The organism is Mycoplana sp. 10N416 (assembly GCF_056394765.1).
Genome location: NZ_JBFTIM010000004.1, coordinates 18,959 through 36,429, shown reverse-complemented (window position 1 = coordinate 36,429; position 17,471 = coordinate 18,959). Strand labels below are relative to the sequence as shown.

The window sequence follows — 17,471 nt, the reverse complement described above, 5'->3', positions numbered from 1 at the left end:
GACTCGTCTAGGTCTCCGGTTTCACACTGATCGTGACACCGGCACTTGCCGCCACGACAAGCGCGGTCCCGAGCATCTGCAGCGGTGCCATCGGCTGGCCGAGGATGAGGAACCCGGAAATTGCGCCGAAGGCGGGTTCCAGACTCATGAGGATGCCGAACGCCGTGGTCGGCATGCGCCTGAGCGCGATCATTTCCAGTGCGTAGGGAAACAGCGGCACGAGGATCGCCAGGCCCAGCATCGTCGACAACACGGTCGGCGACATCATGTTCGGCACCTGCAGCATCCCGACGGGAGCGCAAACGATGGCAGCGACCAGCAAGGACACCGCCAGTCCCTCCAGCCCCTGGAAAAGCCTTCCGGACTTCTTCATCAGGACGATGTAGCAGCCCCAGCCAACGCCCGAACCGGAAGCGAGCAAAAGCCCCATGGTATCGATGGTCCAGCTCTCGCCGTTGTGGCAGAGAAGCACGACGCCACCGAGCGCTGCGACCGGCAAGGCCAGCCGCCAGCCAATGAGCCCAAAGCTTGCAACTGCCAGCGGTCCGAGAAATTCGATTGCGACCGTAAGACCAAGCGGAATGCGCGCGATCGCGGCGTAGAAGCAGACCGTCATCGCCGCCATGGTGATGCCGAGCAGGATCGCGCTTTTCCATTGCGCCCGACTGTAGGAACGGACCGGCGGGCGCAGCACCGCCATCAGGATCAGCGCGGCGAACAGAAGACGCAGGAAGCTCGTGGCGAACGGGCCGTAGGCGGCAATCATGTCGGCCGAAAGCGCCGAACCGATCTGTACGCTCGACATCGAAAGCACGCAGAACACAACACCACCTAACAAGGCGTCGCGATCTGACGACAAGCCGTGCGCGGCGTTGCCGATATCTCCCGGACTGTTCGTCGCTACCCTCTGATCCATCTCGGCTCCTCCGCGCCGGCACTTCTACCGGAGGGACCGCTGCGCTTCAAATTGATAGTAGTGAGCTCAATCCTCAATGAAACTGATGGATCGAACGCGCCTACGACCGACGCGTGAGGGAAAGGCACGCGTCGGTCAGGCGGCGGAGCGCGTTTCCGCAATTGGCTTGAGTCACGCGAGGGGCGCACGTGTCCATGCGCTCCTCGGGATTGGGGTCATCAACCCTGGCGCAGCGGCGAGATCGCGATTTCGACGCGGCGGTTCTGGGCGCGGCCGGATTCGGACGCGTTCGAGGCAACCGGCCGTTCCTTGCCATAGCCCATGGCCGAGATGCGGCGCTGGTCGACGCCACGCGAGCCGAGATAGTTTGCAACGGAATAGGCGCGCCGCTCCGAGAGCCCCTGATTGTACCCGGCCGAACCGGTCGAATCGGTGTGCCCGTCGACGTCGATCAGCGACTTGTCGAACTTGCGCAGAACGATCGCGACCGAATCGAGCGTCGGGTAGAAGCCCGGCACGATCTGGTCCTGGTCGGTGGCAAAGGTGATGTTCGACGGCATGTTGAGGATGATGCGGTCGCCGGCGCGGGTGACCGACACGCCGGTGCCCTGCAACTGCGCGCGAAGCTCGGCTTCCTGGTTGTCCATGTAATTGCCGATCGCACCGCCGGCCAGCGCGCCGACGCCGGCGCCGATCAGGGCGGCATTGCGCCGCTGCACCGGGTTGTTGCCGACCAGAAGACCGGTCGCAGCACCGAGGCCCGCGCCGATCAGCGCGCCACCGGCGGTGTTGGAAACCTTCTGTTCCCCGGTATAGGGATCGGTCGTGGTGCAGGCGGAGAGATAGATAGCGGCGAGTGAAACGATTGCAATCTTCTTGTACATGAAAACCTGATTCCCGAGCGTTTGACTTGATTCTGCTTCAAACTTGCGATTGCGGCAGGAACATGAAAAGGTCGCGGACTATCCCCATCTTCCGCCGCTCCCGGCCGGGAGCGGCTCGCGAAAAGATAAGTTAGGCGTCAGCCCGCCACACCCTTCAGCACGTTTGCGACGTTCAGCCCGATCTCCGGAACGCCGTAGCCGCCTTCCATCACCACGTGCAGCGGCACGCCGCTTGCGGCGATCGACCGGCCCATCGTGATGTAGTTCGGCGAAGTGAGCTTGAAGAAGGAGATGGGATCCTGCTCGAACGTATCGACGCCGAGCGAGACGACGATGGCTTCCGCCCCGAAGGCGGCGATGCGCTTCAGCGAATCTTCGAGCGCCGCCCCCCAGACGCTGTAGGGGGTGCCCCGGCCCATCGGATAGTTCTGCGTCGTGCCGGCGCCGTCGCCCTTGCCGGTTTCCTCCGCATAGCCGAGGAAGTGCGGGAAGGCTTCCGCCGGGTCGCCATGCAGCGAAGCAAAGAAGACGTCGCCGCGCTCATAGAAGATGTCCTGCGTGCCGTTGCCGTGATGGAAATCGACGTCGAGGATCGCAACTTTCTTCGCACCCTTGTCAAGGAGGCGCTGGGCGGCAACGGCGGCATTGTTGATGAAGCAGTAGCCACCGAACATGTCGATGCCGGCGTGGTGTCCCGGCGGGCGGCAGAGCGAAAAGGCAGCCTTGTGGCCGGCGGCTATGAGATCGGCGCCATCGATCGCCGAGGACATCGAGGAGAGTGCAGCTTCCCAGGTGCCGGGCGAGATCGCCGTTTCGGCTGCGTTGCAGTAGTAGCCGATCTGGCCCTCGATGTCGGTGGGGATGCGCGGCGAGGTGCGGCGCACCGGGAAGGAAGTGGCGATTGCCTCGCCCTTGTAGCCGGCCGCCTTCCAGCGATCCCAGGCGGTTTCGAGGAATTTCAGGTAGCCGGCGTCATGGACCTTGAGCACCGTCTCGAGCCCATGCCGGGCCGGAGCGACGACGTCGCTAAACCCGGCCTCCTTTACCGCTGCGAGGATCCATTCCGCGCGGAACGGTGCCTCGAACGGCGGCACGAGCTCGCCACCGTAGAGTTCCGTCTTGGCGTTCCTAAGTTTGTGATCCTCGGAAAAAATGACGCGCATTCCCAATATGCTCCCCTGCGTTGGTTGTGCGGACGTTAGCCTCGAAGCGACGCTTCTGGCAAGGCGCGTCATATCCTGTGCGCTCTGACGCGACACGCCGGCGGCCATGAGCGCCGCGTACTGTGGGCTATCCGCCCCTTTTGCACGGCTGCATTGGATCACCTGCAGTCGCAAGGCAAAACTACCACAGGTAGCACACGCAGGGTAGCACCGCCGGTGCGCCTATGCCGGCACCCAACGGAAGTTGCGCAGCAAATACCGCGGTCACCGCTGCTGTTAGTTTCACATATTACGTGAACGGCAACCGATCATTCCGAATCTTGCGCCACCGACCTCGGCGCCGAATGAGCCGTTGATCGGGCCTTTCGCGATGGCTTGAATCGGTGGGTGCGCGTGGTGCAATCATGACGTTCAACCCGGGCCGATCGAAGCAAAGAATCGGCGATATACGCCGCAAATCCCCTTGCTTTCCCCAAATAACTGGAATTCACTCCACTTTATCGATGCAAAACATCTGGGGAAGGAAATAAAACATGGCATCACGTCTCCTCAACCTACGCGCCGCACTTGTGCTTGGTGCTGTCCTGCTCGGTAGCAGCCCGGCACTCGCCGAGGCAGTCCTGCACCGCGGCAATGCCGGTGAGCCGCAGACGCTCGACCAGGCGCATACCTCGATCAATATCGAGGAATTCATCCTGAAGGATCTCTATGAGGGTCTGACGATCTATGATGCAGCCGGCAAGATCATCCCGGGTGCGGCCGAGACCTGGGACCTGTCCGACGATGGCCTGACCTACACGTTCAAGCTGCGGGCGGATGCCAAGTGGTCCGATGGTTCGCCGGTCACCGCCGAAGACTTCGTCTTCTCCTACCAGCGCGTCGAAGACCCGAAGACGGCCGCCGGCTATGCCAACATCCTCTACCCGATCAAGAATGCCGAAAAGGTCAACAAGGGCGAGATGAAGCCCGAAGAGCTCGGCATCAAGGCTATTGACGACAAGACCGTCGAAATCACGCTCGAGCGTCCGACGCCCTTCTTCCTGGAACTGTTGGCACACCAGACCGCGCTCCCGGTCTCGAAGGCCAGCGTCGAGAAGAACGGCACCGACTTCGTCAAACCGGGCGTGATGGTGTCGAACGGCGCGTTCAAGCTGGTCAGCCATGTCCCGAACGACAATCTCGTCGTCGAGAAGAACCCGAGCTACTGGGATGCCGCCAACGTCAAGCTGGACAAGGTCGTGTTCTATCCGATCGACGATCAGGCCGCATCGGTTCGCCGTTTCGAGGCGAAGGAGATGGACCTCGTCTACAACTTCTCCGCCGACCAGATCGACCGCCTGCGCGGCGCCTATGGCGACCAGGTTCATGTCGCCCCGGCACTGGCGACCTACTACTACGTCTTCGATACCCGCCAGGAGCCCTACAGCGACGTGCGTGTCCGCCGCGCGCTGTCCATGGCCGTCGACCGTGATTTCCTGGCGAAGGAGATCTATTCGGGCGCCCAGATCCCGGCCTATTCGATGGTCCCCCCGGGCATCGACACCTATGGCGATCCGTCCAAGGCCGACTTTGCCGACATGTCCCAGCTTGATCGCGAGGACAAGGCGATCGAACTGATGAAGGAAGCGGGATATGGCGACGGCGGCAAGCCGCTGAAGATCGAGATCCGCTACAACACCAACCCGAACCACGAGCGCGTGGCGACCGCGGTCGCCGACATGTGGAAGAACACCTTCAAGGCCGACGTCTCGCTGGTGAACCTCGACGTGTCCTCGCACTACGCCTACCTGCAGGAGGGTGGCAAGTTCAACGTCGCGCGCGCCGGCTGGTCGGCCGACTATGCCGACGCCGAGAACTTCCTGGCGCTCAACCTGAGCGCCAACAAGACCTTCAACTACGGTCACTACGAGAACCCGGAATATGACGCGCTGATGAAGAAGTCCTATGACGAGCGCGATCCGGTTGCCCGTTCCAAGGACATGCACGAAGCCGAGGCCATGCTGATGAAGGACCAGCCGGTCGCCCCGTTCATGACGTCGGCGGATCTCTGGCTGGTCTCCGGCCGTGTCAAGGGCTGGAGCGACAATGCCGCCAACCAGCATCTGAGCCGGTTCCTGAGCATTTCCGAATAACGAGAAGAGACGGCGCGCGGGAGCCCTCCCAGCGCGCCGTCTCGCAGGAGCACGGGCATGATGTCCTTCGTATTGCGCCGCCTGGCGAGCGCGGTGCCGACGCTCTTTATCGTCGTCACCATTTCCTTCTTCCTGATGCGGTTTGCCCCCGGCGGACCCTTCAATCTCGAGCGTCCGCTACCTCCGACGACCATGGAGAACCTGATGCGGACCTACCAGCTCGACCAGCCGCTCTGGCGTCAGTACGCCACCTATCTCGGCAATGCGGTCAAGGGCGATTTCGGTCCCAGCTATGTCTACAAGGACAACACCGTTGCCGAGCTCATCGGCAAGGGCCTGCCCTATTCGATGGAACTCGGCTTCTATGCACTGCTGCTTGCGCTGATCGGCGGCGTCCTGATGGGCACGGTCGCAGCGTTGCGGCAAAACAGTGCGCTTGATTTCTCCATCATGTCACTCGCGACGGTTGGGACGACGGTGCCGAACTTCGTCGTCGGTCCGGTTCTGACGCTGATTTTCGCGATCGTGCTGTCGTGGCTTCCGGCCGGCGGCTGGGGAGACGGCTCGTTGCGCTTCCTGGTCCTGCCGATGATTGCGCTGGCACTGCCGCAGCTTGCGGTGTTCGCGCGCCTGACCCGCGGCTCGATGATCGAGGCGCTGCATGCAGACCACATCCGCACGGCCAAGGCCTATGGCCTGCCATCGCGCGTCGTCGTCGTGACACACGCCATGCGCGGGGCGCTGCTGCCGGTCGTGTCCTACCTTGCGCCCTGTGCCGCAGCGCTGCTCACCGGCTCGGCGGTGGTCGAGACGATCTTCACCATTCCCGGAGTCGGCCGCTACTTCGTGCTCGGCGCAATCAACCGCGACTATACGCTGGTGATGGGCACGGTGATCCTCGTCGCCATCTTCGTCATCGTCTTCAACCTGCTGGTCGACATCCTCTACGGCCTTCTCGATCCGAGGGTTCGCCATGACTGACATTGCCGCAAGCCCGACGCACGCGACGTCGAAAACCGTCAGCCGGAGCCTGTTCCAGCTCGCCCTCATCCGCTTCCGCCGCAACAAGGCGGCAATGGCCGGCTGCTTGACGCTGCTGCTGATCGCCCTGTTCTCCTTCCTGGGGCCACTTTTCGTGCCCCACGCCTACGACCAGGTGTTCCCCTCCTATGTCTCGGTTCCCCCGAGCCTGCAGCCCCGCCCCGACACCTCGACATTGCAGGAAGCGATCGAAGGCGTCGCCTCACGCGCCCGCGTAAAGCTCGACAGCTTTGCCGTGGAGGGACAGACGTTCACGGCGACCATCAGCGCCGACGACCCGATCGATCCCCGCGCGACCCGCTATTTCGACCGGGCGAACGAGTTCCGCGACACGAAGGTCGAGACGACGGAAAATGAAGGGCGCACGCTGAAACTGACCGGGCAGGTCAACCGGGACTATTTCCCGTTCGGCACCGACCCGAATGGTCGCGACCAGCTCGTCCGCGTCATGCTCGGCGGCCAGATATCCATCGCCGTCGGGCTGCTGGCGAGCCTCGTCTCGCTCGGCATCGGCGTGACCTACGGAGCCACGTCGGGCTATATCGGCGGGCGCGTCGACAACATCATGATGCGCCTGGTCGAGATACTCTACTCGCTGCCCTTCGTCTTCCTCGTCGTGGTGCTGGTGGTCTTCTTCGGCCGCAGCTTCATCTTGATCTTCCTGGTGATCGGCGCGGTCGAGTGGCTGGACATGGCCCGCATTGTGCGCGGCCAGACGCTGGCGCTGAAGCGACGTGAGTTCGTCGGCGCGGCGCAAGCGCTGGGTCTGACCGACTGGCAGATCATCCGCCGCCACATCATTCCGAACACGATCGGTCCGGTGATCGTGTTCGTCACCGTGGTGGTGCCGAAGGTGATCTTGCTGGAGAGCTTCCTCTCCTTCCTCGGCCTCGGCGTCCAGGCGCCGCTGACGAGCTGGGGTGCCCTGATCTCGGAAGGCGCCAACAACATCCAGTCGGCGCCCTGGCTGCTGGTCTTCCCATCGATCTTCTTCGTCGCGACGCTGTTCTCGCTGAACTTCGTCGGTGACGGCCTGCGCGACGCGCTCGACCCGAAGGACCGCTGAGATGGCAGACACAAACGAAACGATCCTCGCGATCCGCGGCCTGAAGGTCGACTTCACCACGCCCGATGGCACGGTCAACGCGGTCAAGGGCATCGACCTGGATGTCCGCGCCGGCCAGACGCTCGCCGTCGTCGGCGAATCCGGTTCGGGCAAGAGCCAGACCATGATGGGCATCATGGGCCTGCTCGCCAACAACGGTTCTGTCGATGGCTCGGCCAAGTATCGCGGCCGGGAACTGATCGGCCTGCCGCCGGCGGAGCTGAACAAGGTCCGCGGCGCCAAGGTCACCATGATCTTCCAGGAGCCGATGACGTCGCTCGATCCGCTCTACACGATCGGGCGGCAGATCGCCGAACCCATGGTCCACCATCGCGGCGTCAGCTACAGGGATGCCCGCAAGCGGGTGCTGGAGCTTCTCGAACTGGTCGGCATCCCCGAGGCGGGCCGGCGGATCAACAGCTATCCGCACGAACTCTCCGGCGGCCAGCGCCAGCGCGTCATGATCGCCATGGCGCTCGCGAACGAGCCCGACATCCTGATTGCCGACGAGCCGACGACGGCGCTCGACGTCACCATCCAGGCACAGATCCTTTCGCTGTTGCGCATGCTGCAGGAGCGCTTCGGCATGGCGATCGTGCTGATCACCCATGATCTCGGCATCGTCCGGCATTTCGCCGAGCGGGTCGCGGTGATGCGGCGCGGCGAGGTCGTGGAACAGGGCGAGACGGCGACGATCTTCGAGCGGCCAACGTCCGACTACACGAAGATGCTGCTGGCCGCCGAGCCGCACGGCCGCAAGCCGCCGCCCGCAGACACGGCGCCAATCGTCCTGGAGGGACGCGACGTCACCGTGGACTACAAGATCGGCGGCGGCCTCTTCTCCGGCCGCTCCTCCCTGTTCCGAGCCGTTGATCGCGTTACGGTGAGACTGCGGGAAGGACAGACGATCGGCATCGTCGGTGAATCGGGTTCCGGCAAGTCGACGCTCGGGCGTGCGCTGCTGCGGCTCATTCCGGGCGCAGGTTACTATCGTTTCGGTTCGACGGATATCTCCGGCTTCGACCGCGCACGGATGCGGCCGTTGCGGCGGGAAATGCAGCTCGTCTTCCAGGACCCTTACGGCTCCCTTTCCCCGCGCCAGACGGTGGGCGAGATCATCACCGAGGGGCTGTTCGTCCATGAACCAAGCCTCAGCAAGGCGGAGCGTGACCGGCGGGCGGTCGCAGCCCTCACCGAGGTGGGCCTCGATCCGGACGCGCGCAACCGCTACCCGCACGAATTCTCCGGAGGCCAGCGCCAGCGCATCGCGATCGCCCGGGCGATGATCCTCAAGCCTCATCTCGTCATCCTCGACGAGCCCACCTCCGCGCTCGATCGCTCGGTCCAGGGCCAGGTAATCGACCTGCTGCGGTCATTGCAGGACAACCACAAACTCTCCTACATCTTCATCAGCCACGATCTTTCGGTGGTGAAGGCGATGTCGGACTATGTGATCGTCATGAAGGACGGCCGCATCGTCGAGGAAGGCGATACGGGCGCGATCTTCGAGGCGCCGCGCGACACCTACACCAAGTCGTTGATCGGGGCAGCCTTCAACATCTAAGACTGGGTCATAGCGACGGTGCGGGCAGAGCCTAGCCGGTCGCTACGGTCCGAGCCCGTTTGTCGCTATCGATGATTGAGGCTAGGCTCGGGATAGGAATACGGCTGCGGCTTTTCCGGTTCGTCGACCTGAAACAACTTGAAGCTGAAGGTGGAGCCCGACTGCATTGCCTTGGTCATGCTCGTTTTTCCGTGGACGATCGTCGGCAGCTCGTAGGTCTGGTCTTTGTCGTCGTCGGCAGAATCGGCATGAGCGACGCCTGCCATCAGAAGGCTTGTCAGCATGAAGGTCGCCAATGCGTATTTCATGTCATCCCCCGCCCGTTCGGAAGAGTGCCGCGCCTCATCAGCAAAGATAGTGTGCCAGCTTCACCAGCGCCATAGCCCGCACGTTGACGGACTGTCGTTCGCTGCAATGTCACGTTTGGAGGTCGGTATGGTTGCCAGCGACCCGATGGGGAGCTAAGCGAAGCAGGCGAGCGCCGCCCCCGGCGCCATATTTCGAGATCGAGAACGTGGACACGCTTTTTTCTCCAGTCTTCGGCAAGACCTTTTCTGCCTTCCTGTTCGACATGGATGGCACCCTCCTCGACTCGACGGCTTCGACGGAGCGCGTTTGGGGCAATTGGGCCCGCCGCCATGGGCTGGATGTCGAGGCCTTCCTGCCGACGATGCACGGCAAGCGCGGTGTCGATACGATCCGCGCGCTGGATCTGCCCGGCGTCGATCCGATCGCCGAGGCGCTCGAGATCGAGAAGGGCGAGATTGCCGATGTGGCCGGCGTCGTCGCCATTTCCGGCGCCGTGGCGTTCCTGTCCACTTTGCCCGCGGATCGATGGGCGATCGTGACCTCGGCTCCGATTGCCCTGGCGCACCGCCGCCTTGCGGCCGCCGGCATCCCGATCCCCAAGGTCATGGTCACGGCCGACGACGTCAGGAACGGCAAGCCTTCGCCGGAGGGCTACCTGCTCGCTGCGGCCCGCCTAGGCGTCGAAGCGGGCCAATGTCTGGTGTTCGAGGACGTCGAGGCAGGCGTTCGGGCCGGCGAGAGCGCCGGCGCAATTGTGGTGGTCGTGAGAGCAACGCACGCTCATGGTCCGACCACGCCGCATGTCTCGATTGAGAGCTACGACGACCTTCGCGTGAGTTCGGATATTGATGGCATGCTGTCGCTGCGGCACATCGCTGCCGCCTGAGGAGTTGCCGACAATCGACCCCATTCTCAAACCCTTCGTGGAACGCTGGGCGTTGACGCCGGACGGTGAGCGGCTGGTCACGCCGAGCAGCCACCTGTTGCCGGTTCGGTGGCAGGGCCATCCGGCGATGCTGAAGGTGGCGACAGAGACAGAGGAGCGGTACGGTGGGCGGCTCATGGTCTGGTGGGATGGGGAAGGCGCTGCGCGGGTCCACGCACATGATGGCGGTGGCCTGCTGTTGGAGCGCGCCGAAGGCACGCGGTCACTTTCCGCCTACGCCCGCAACGGGCGCGACGACGAGGCAACGCGTATCCTCTGCTCTTCCGTCGCCAAGCTGCACGCGCCGCGCGACAAGCCGTTGCCGGAGTTGATCCCATTGTCGCGCTGGTTCGAGGCACTCGAGCCGGGTGCGGCGGCATATGGCGGCATCCTGCACCGCTCCGCCGAAGTCGCCAGGACACTCCTTGGCGACCAGCGCGACGTCGTGGTGCTGCACGGGGATGTCCATCATGACAATTTCCTGGATTTCGGGGATCGGGGCTGGCTCGCAATCGATCCAAAGCGGTTGAATGGCGAGCGTTCTTTCGACTACGCCAACATTTTCTGCAATCCGGACCTTGCGGATCCCGCGATCGCTGTGGCCACTCGTCCTGAGCGGTTCGAACGTCGCCTCGAAATCGTATGCGCTGAGGCGGGCCTCGAGCGACGCCGGCTGCTGCAATGGATCCTCGCTTGGTCCGGTCTTTCAGCGGTCTGGTATCTGGATGACGCTATGGCGGCCGATATCGACCTTCGCATCGCTGAACTCGCTGCCGCTCATCTCGATCGCTGACGTTTGCGCTTGACGGCAGTCAGCGCTTGTGATGGGTTCGGGACAGCGGTCGAGCCTGCTCCCGTCATTCTCCCTACATTTCAAATTCGCCGGCGGCGCAGACGCGGTCGGTCGCTGTAATCACCAGGATTGGTCATGCACGAAGAAAACGGTTGTCCCGGCGCCGAGCGCCTCATACTGCTATCCGGATGCTCGGGCGGCGGGAAGTCGACGCTGCTCGGCGCCCTGAAACGGCGCGGCTTTACCGTCTTCGAGGAGCCGGGGCGGCAGATCGTCAGGGAACAGCATCGCATCGATGGCCCGGGACTTCCTTGGCGCGACACCTCGCTCTTTGCCGAACTCTGCGTCTCTCGCGCCATGCATCAGATCGGAGCGGCATCCCGTAGCGAAGGTACGGTGTTCTTCGATCGCGGCGTCGTCGATGCGGTCGCCTTCTTCGAATACCTGGGACAGGCTGTCCCAGCCCATATCGAACGGGCGGCCTGGCACTGCCGGTACCACTCATCCGTCTTCCTGACGCCGCCCTGGCAGGAAATCTTTGTGGGCGATTCAGAGCGCAAGCACTCGTTTGAGGAAGCTGTCTTGCAATACGAGGCTTCGCTTTCGACCTTCGCAAGGCTCGGATACACGACGATCGAATTGCCAAAAGCCGACGTGGAACGCCGTGTTTCGTTCATTCTGTCACGGCTCGCATAGCCGCCGCGCGTCTGGCTGGGCATGAAAATGCCCGGGTCGCCCCGGGCATCGATGATCTGTCTGATGCGCTGTTTTCAGCCCTCGAAGAATTCCTTCATCCGGGCGAAGAACCCGGTCGATTCCGGATTGTTCTCCTTCGAGGAGATCTCCTCGAACTCCTTGAGCAATTCGCGCTGCCGCTTCGTCAGCTTCTGCGGTGTCTCGATCTGGATCTGGATATAGAGGTCGCCGACCTGGGTCGAGCGCAGCACCGGCATGCCCTTGCCCTTGAGGCGGAACTGCCGGCCATTCTGCGTTCCCTCGGGCACACTGACGCGGGACTTCGTGCCGTCGAGCGTCGAAACGTCGAAGGTTCCGCCAAGCGCCGCCGCCGTCATCGAAATCGGCACGCTGCAGTGCAGGTCGGCGCCGTCGCGCTGAAAGATCTCATGGGGTTTGACCGACAGGAATATGTAGAGGTCGCCGGCAGGCCCGCCCCGCAGGCCAGCCTCTCCTTCACCCGCCAGGCGGATGCGCGTACCGTCCTCGATGCCGGACGGGATGTTGACGGAGAGCGAGCGCTCCTCGGTCACGCGACCATGGCCATGACACTTCGTGCAGGGATCGGGGATGATCGTGCCGCGCCCCTGGCAGGTCGGACAGGTCCGCTCGATCGAGAAGAAACCCTGGGCTGCGCGCACGCGACCGGCACCCTGGCAGGTGCCGCAGGTCTGAGGCTTCGAGCCCGGCTTGGCGCCGGAACCGGAGCAGACGTCGCAACTGATCGACGTCGGCACGCGGATCTGCGCGGTCTTGCCGGCAAATGCCTCTTCCAGCGAGATTTCCATGTTGTAGCGCAGGTCGGCACCGCGCTCGCGGCCGCCCGATGAACGCCGCTGCCGGCCGCCGCCCATCATCTCGCCGAAGATGTCCTCGAAGATATCGGAGAACCCGCCTGCGCCAAAACCACCGGCACCGAAGCCACCGCCCCCCATGCCGCCCATGCCGCCGTGCTCGAAGGCGGCGTGGCCGTAGCGGTCGTAAGCGGCCCGCTTCTGCGGGTCCTTCAGGATCTCGTAGGCTTCGTTGACTTCCTTGAACTTCACCTCGGCTGCGGCGTCGCCGGGATTCTTGTCGGGATGATATCTCATCGCCATCTTGCGGAAGGCGCTCTTCAGCTCCTTCTCGTCGGCGCCCTTGGACACACCCAGCGTTTCGTAGAAGTCAATCTTAGCCATATCACTGCCGCGCCCGTCTCATGGACGGTGTCTCGTTCGTTGAAAGGGGAATGCCAGCCGTGCCCTGGTGTATCCGGCATCATGGTGCCAATGCAAGGCGGCGAAAGAAATGCAAGCAGAAGACACCATGACATCGTCACCGCAGTGAACGCGAAGCATCATGGCCCTGTCCTTCGTTTGTCTTCCGCCTCTGTTCTACCGGAAAGACCGGCCGCGCAGTGCGCGGCCGGGAGCTTGTGCTGTTAGGAGGCCGACCGCTTGCGATCGTCGTCGTCCTTGACTTCCTCGTAGTCGGCGTCGACGACGTTGTCGCCTGCCTCGCCCGAGGACGCGCCGGCTTCTGCCTGCTGGGACTCATAGATCGCCTGACCGAGCTTCATGGAGACTTCCATCAGCGTGTTGGTCTTGGCCTTGATGTCCTCGGCGTCCGGCTCGGAAGCCTCGATCGCGGTCTTCAGAGCCGCGATTGCATCCTCGATCGCCTTGCGGTCATCGGCAGAGACCTTGTCGCCATACTCCGAGACCGACTTCTCGGTGGAGTGGACGAGGCTTTCGGCCTGGTTCCTGGCTTCGACCGTCTCGCGCCGCTTCTTGTCCGTCTCGGCGTTGGCTTCGGCGTCCTTGACCATTTTCTCGATGTCGGCATCGGACAGACCGCCGGACGCCTGGATGCGGATCTGGTGCTCCTTGCCGGTGCCCTTGTCCTTGGCCGAAACCTGCACGATGCCGTTGGCGTCGATGTCGAAAGTGACTTCGATCTGCGGCATGCCGCGCGGTGCCGGCGGAATGCCGACGAGGTCGAACTGGCCGAGCAGCTTGTTGTCCGCAGCCATTTCGCGCTCGCCCTGGCTGACGCGGATCGTCACCGCCGACTGGTTGTCTTCGGCGGTCGAGAAGGTCTGGCTCTTCTTCGTCGGGATCGTCGTGTTGCGCTCGATCAGACGGGTGAAGACGCCGCCAAGGGTCTCGATACCGAGCGACAGCGGGGTCACGTCGAGAAGCAGTACGTCCTTGACGTCGCCCTGCAGGACGCCGGCCTGGATGGCAGCGCCCATGGCGACCACTTCATCCGGGTTGACGCCCTTGTGCGGCTCCTTGCCGAACAGCTGCTTGACGGTCTCCTGCACCTTCGGCATGCGGCTCATCCCGCCGACGAGAACGACTTCGTCGATCTCGGCCGCCGAGACGCCGGCATCCTTCAGCGCCGCCTTGCAGGGCGCGACCGTGCGCTGGATCAGGTCGTCGACCAGTGCCTCGAACTTGGCGCGGGTCAGCTTCATCGTCAGGTGCTTCGGACCGGAGGCGTCGGCCGTGATGAACGGCAGGTTGATCTCGGTCTGCTGCGACGAGGAGAGCTCGATCTTCGCCTTTTCCGCAGCTTCCTTGAGGCGCTGCAGGGCGAGCTTGTCGTTCTTCAGGTCGATGCCCTGGTCCTTCTTGAACTCGCCGGCCAGGTATTCGACCAGACGCATGTCGAAGTCTTCACCGCCGAGGAAGGTGTCGCCGTTGGTGGACTTCACCTCGAACACGCCGTCACCGATTTCAAGAACGGAGATATCGAAGGTGCCGCCGCCAAGGTCGTAGACGGCGATGGTCTTGCCGTCCTTCTTGTCGAGACCGTAGGCAAGGGCGGCCGCGGTCGGCTCGTTGATGATGCGCAGCACTTCAAGGCCGGCGATCTTGCCGGCGTCCTTGGTGGCCTGACGCTGGGCATCGTTGAAATAGGCGGGAACGGTGATGACGGCCTTCTCGACCTTTTCGCCGAGATAGGATTCAGCCGTTTCCTTCATCTTCTGCAGGATCATGGCGGAGATCTGCGACGGGGAATAATCCGTCCCGTGCGCTTCGACCCAGGCATCGCCATTGGAAGCCTTGACGATCTTGTAGGGCACCATGCCCTTGTCCTTCTGCGTCGTCGGATCGTCGAAGGTGCGGCCAATCAGGCGCTTGATCGCAAAGAGCGTATTTTCCGGGTTCGTCACGGCCTGGCGCTTGGCCGGCTGACCGACGAGGCGTTCGTCGTCCTCCGTAAAGGCAACCATGGAGGGCGTGGTGCGCGCGCCTTCGGCGTTTTCGATGACTTTCGCGTCCTTGCCGTCCATGACGGAGACGCAGGAGTTTGTCGTTCCGAGGTCGATACCGATTACTTTAGCCATGTCATTCTCTCCTTGAAGCGAACCGCCGGAACCCAATCAGGCATTCGTTTGGCAGTCCCTAGTGGGATGGTATTGCAGGAATTCGCGACGAAGGCCGCGCGTCTTCCGGCTATATAAGGATCAGCCTAGGTGACTGCAAGGCGTCAATCATGCCGAAAAAGACCGCAATCAGAAGGCTGGGGCGTCCGCAAATTGCCGCCAATCGACTGATTGTGGGAGAGCGGCGCACGTCCGTCAAGGCCGCCCGCTCCAACTGACCCAGTTGACCGTGCGGTCGGGACCGTCAGCCGCCGATCAGGACATCGAGAAGCGTGGAACGCCGCTTCACCGGTGGTGTCTGGCCGACCTCGGCCGGCGGAACCGGAAGGTCGCTGGTGCCGATCCCGTCCGGCGTCGGAGCCGGGCTATCAATGCCGGCATCCCGCGTACTCGTGCCCAGCGCACGCGCCACCATTTCCGCCAGCGTGTCCGGCTCGTCCTCGGTCGGCGCCGGCTGTACGACCGGAAGATCGCCGCCGGTCGTGCCGAACAGCGGCGAGGGTGACAGGCCCTCGTGCGCCGCTGTCATGAATCGGCTCCAGGCCTTGGCCGGCAGGCCGCCGCCCGTGACCTTCTTCATCGACTTGCCGTCGTCGTTGCCGAACCAGACGCCCGTCGTAAGATTGCTGGTGTAGCCGACGAAAAGCGCGTCGCGGAAGGATTGGGTGGTGCCAGACTTGCCGGCTGCCTGCCAACCCGGCAGCTTCGCATTCTTGCCGGTGCCTTCGGTGATCACCCGCATCATCATGCCGTTCATCATGGCGACGATCTCCGGCTCGAGGACGCGCGGTGGATTGTCGTAGGTGTTCTCGTAGAGCACCTTTCCATCCACGGTCGAAATGCGGCGGATGATGTGCGGCGTGGCCTTGTAGCCGCCGTTCATGAAGGGGGCATAGGCGGACGTGAGCTCGACGAGCGAGACCTCCGAGGTGCCCAGCGCGATCGAGGCATTCGCCTGCATTTCGGATTCGATGCCGAGCCGGTGCGCCAGCTTGACCACCTGGTCCGGCCCCACTTCCATTACTAGCTGCGCTGCAATCGTGTTCAGCGAATTTGTGAGTGCTGAGCTGAGGGTAACCTGTCCACGATACTTCTGGTCGTAGTTTTCCGGCGTCCATTTACCAATCTTGACCGGCGCGTCGTTGCGCACCGAAAGCGGTGAACGGCCTGCTTCGAGCGCCGCCGCATAGACGAATGGCTTGAAGGCCGACCCCGGCTGACGCTTCGCCTTGGACGCGCGGTCGAACTGGCTGGTGGCATAGTCTTTCCCCCCGACGAGCGCGCGGATTGCGCCGGTGCCGTCGATCGAGACGAGTGCCGCTTGCGAGGCATTGAGCTTTTCGCCCTCGGTCTCGATGAGGGCCGTGATCGCTTCGTCCGCCTTCTTCTCGAGGTCGAGATCGATCGTCGTGTCGACGACGAGATCCTCCGTGATGTCGCCGACCAGTTTCGGCACCTGATCCATGACGAGGTCGGCGGCATAATGTTCGGCCCCCGACCAGTAGCTCTTCGCCCGCGTCGGCGTCTGCGACATGGCGGTGGTAATTTCCCGCTCGGTGACGAAGCCGGCCTCGCGCATCGCGCCGAGCACGACCTGGGCCCGCTCCTCGGCGGCTTCGGGATCGCGCGCCGGCGAAAGGCGCGAGGGTGCCTTCAAGAGCCCGGCAAGCATGGCCGCCTCGCCGAGGTTCACGTCGCGCGCGGACTTGTTGAAGTAGCGCCGCGAGGCCGCCTCGACGCCATAGGCATTGGAGCCGAAGAAGACCCGATTGAGATACATCGCAAGGATCTCATCCTTCGAGTACTTGTGCTCGAGCCAGAAGGCGAGCAGCACTTCCTGCACCTTGCGCTCCATCGTGCGCTCGGGCGAAAGGAACAGGTTCTTCGCCAGCTGTTGCGTCAGCGTCGACCCGCCCTGCACCATGCGTCCGCTCACGACGTTCGTCACCATCGCGCGGGCCAGTCCGAGGGGGTCGATGCCGAAGTGGGAATAGAACCGCCGGTCTTCGATCGCGATCACCGCCTGCGGGATGTAAGGCGACATCTGCTCGAGCGACAGCGCCTCGCCGCCGGTGGTGCCGCGGTTGGCGATCGGGCTGCCGTCGCGCGCCACGATCTTGACGTTGGGCGGGCGCACCGGGATCGACCAGCTCTTCGCGCTGGGCATCTGGGCGCCGTAATAGAGGACCATTGCACCGATACCCATGCCGCCCCAGATGCCGAGAACGATGCACCAATAGGTTAGAAAGCGGACCGCCTCGAGGAGCCCTCCGCCGCGCGGCGCGCGTCTGGTGGACGGCTTCTTGCGGGCAGCGGGTTTGGATTTTCGCTTTGCCGGCTTCGCGCTGCGTCTTGCGGCGCGCGTCACGCGATCGTCCTCGTCGATGCGCAAATCATCGTCGTCATAGTCGTCCTCGTCCTCGAAGGAGGGCTCGATCCTTTTTGATTTGCGCTGGCCTGCCATGCCGGGAGAAGACACCTTTCGTGATCTTGGGTCCGATGGACTGTAATTGCGGCGATTTAAGGGGTGG

Annotated in this window: 14 protein-coding genes; 7 read left to right on the top strand and 7 right to left on the bottom strand. The window is 63.3% G+C overall.

Annotation, left to right across the window (positions count from 1 at the left end; genetic code table 11):
* Positions 1-7: 7 nt before the first annotated feature.
* The 3 genes from AC1DDS_RS09475 to AC1DDS_RS09465 form a co-directional block, all read right to left on the bottom strand.
* Positions 8-916: an EamA family transporter gene (locus AC1DDS_RS09475; RefSeq protein ID WP_477478671.1), complete on the bottom strand. Its 909-nt coding sequence runs from the start codon at positions 914-916 to the stop codon at positions 8-10.
* Between the two features lie 218 nt (positions 917-1,134).
* Complete coding sequence (locus AC1DDS_RS09470) at positions 1,135-1,800, bottom strand: YiaD family glycine zipper/OmpA-like lipoprotein (protein WP_310412574.1); 666 nt, start codon at positions 1,798-1,800, stop codon at positions 1,135-1,137.
* A 137-nt stretch (positions 1,801-1,937) separates the two neighbouring features.
* Entirely contained in the window at positions 1,938-2,963 is a 1,026-nt protein-coding gene (locus AC1DDS_RS09465) for a histone deacetylase family protein (RefSeq protein ID WP_477478670.1), read from the bottom strand.
* A gap of 533 nt (positions 2,964-3,496) precedes the next feature.
* Between AC1DDS_RS09465 and AC1DDS_RS09460 the strand changes: the two genes are divergently transcribed.
* The 4 genes from AC1DDS_RS09460 to AC1DDS_RS09445 are packed head-to-tail and all read left to right on the top strand — an operon-like array spanning position 3,497 to position 8,805.
* Positions 3,497-5,095 (top strand): peptide ABC transporter substrate-binding protein, encoded by a 1,599-nt coding sequence (locus AC1DDS_RS09460; RefSeq protein WP_477478669.1) that lies wholly within the window; start codon positions 3,497-3,499, stop codon positions 5,093-5,095.
* Positions 5,096-5,152: 57 nt separating this feature from the next.
* A complete protein-coding gene (gene oppB / locus AC1DDS_RS09455) occupies positions 5,153-6,076 on the top strand; it encodes an oligopeptide ABC transporter permease OppB (RefSeq protein ID WP_477478668.1) in 924 nt (307 codons plus the stop codon).
* The gene (locus tag AC1DDS_RS09450) at positions 6,069-7,202 is read left to right on the top strand and encodes an ABC transporter permease (RefSeq protein ID WP_477478667.1); all 1,134 of its coding nucleotides are present in this window, start codon (positions 6,069-6,071) and stop codon (positions 7,200-7,202) included. The genes oppB and AC1DDS_RS09450 overlap by 8 nt, the downstream gene beginning before the upstream one ends.
* Before the next feature lies 1 nt (position 7,203).
* Positions 7,204-8,805, top strand: coding sequence for an ABC transporter ATP-binding protein (locus AC1DDS_RS09445; RefSeq protein WP_477478666.1), 1,602 nt, complete (start codon positions 7,204-7,206; stop codon positions 8,803-8,805).
* Positions 8,806-8,870: 65 nt separating this feature from the next.
* Here the strand turns inward: AC1DDS_RS09445 and AC1DDS_RS09440 are convergent, their stop codons facing one another.
* Positions 8,871-9,113 (bottom strand): hypothetical protein, encoded by a 243-nt coding sequence (locus AC1DDS_RS09440; RefSeq protein ID WP_477478665.1) that lies wholly within the window; start codon positions 9,111-9,113, stop codon positions 8,871-8,873.
* A gap of 206 nt (positions 9,114-9,319) precedes the next feature.
* On the opposite strand from AC1DDS_RS09440, the gene AC1DDS_RS09435 reads away from it, so the two are divergent.
* The 3 genes from AC1DDS_RS09435 (at position 9,320) to AC1DDS_RS09425 (ending at position 11,528) form a co-directional block, all read left to right on the top strand.
* Complete coding sequence (locus AC1DDS_RS09435; protein ID WP_477478664.1) at positions 9,320-10,000, top strand: HAD-IA family hydrolase; 681 nt, start codon at positions 9,320-9,322, stop codon at positions 9,998-10,000.
* A gap of 22 nt (positions 10,001-10,022) precedes the next feature.
* Positions 10,023-10,832: an aminoglycoside phosphotransferase family protein gene (locus AC1DDS_RS09430; protein WP_477479011.1), complete on the top strand. Its 810-nt coding sequence runs from the start codon at positions 10,023-10,025 to the stop codon at positions 10,830-10,832.
* A 135-nt stretch (positions 10,833-10,967) separates the two neighbouring features.
* Complete coding sequence (locus tag AC1DDS_RS09425) at positions 10,968-11,528, top strand: AAA family ATPase (protein WP_477478663.1); 561 nt, start codon at positions 10,968-10,970, stop codon at positions 11,526-11,528.
* Between the two features lie 74 nt (positions 11,529-11,602).
* Here the strand turns inward: AC1DDS_RS09425 and dnaJ are convergent, their stop codons facing one another.
* The 3 genes from dnaJ to AC1DDS_RS09410 all read right to left on the bottom strand — a co-directional run bounded on the left by dnaJ (position 11,603) and on the right by AC1DDS_RS09410 (position 17,404).
* Positions 11,603-12,745, bottom strand: coding sequence for a molecular chaperone DnaJ (dnaJ, locus tag AC1DDS_RS09420; protein WP_477478662.1), 1,143 nt, complete (start codon positions 12,743-12,745; stop codon positions 11,603-11,605).
* A 242-nt stretch (positions 12,746-12,987) separates the two neighbouring features.
* Complete coding sequence (gene dnaK / locus AC1DDS_RS09415; RefSeq protein WP_477478661.1) at positions 12,988-14,901, bottom strand: molecular chaperone DnaK; 1,914 nt, start codon at positions 14,899-14,901, stop codon at positions 12,988-12,990.
* Between the two features lie 283 nt (positions 14,902-15,184).
* A complete protein-coding gene (locus AC1DDS_RS09410) occupies positions 15,185-17,404 on the bottom strand; it encodes a transglycosylase domain-containing protein (RefSeq protein WP_477478660.1) in 2,220 nt (739 codons plus the stop codon).
* Positions 17,405-17,471: the final 67 nt, after the last annotated feature.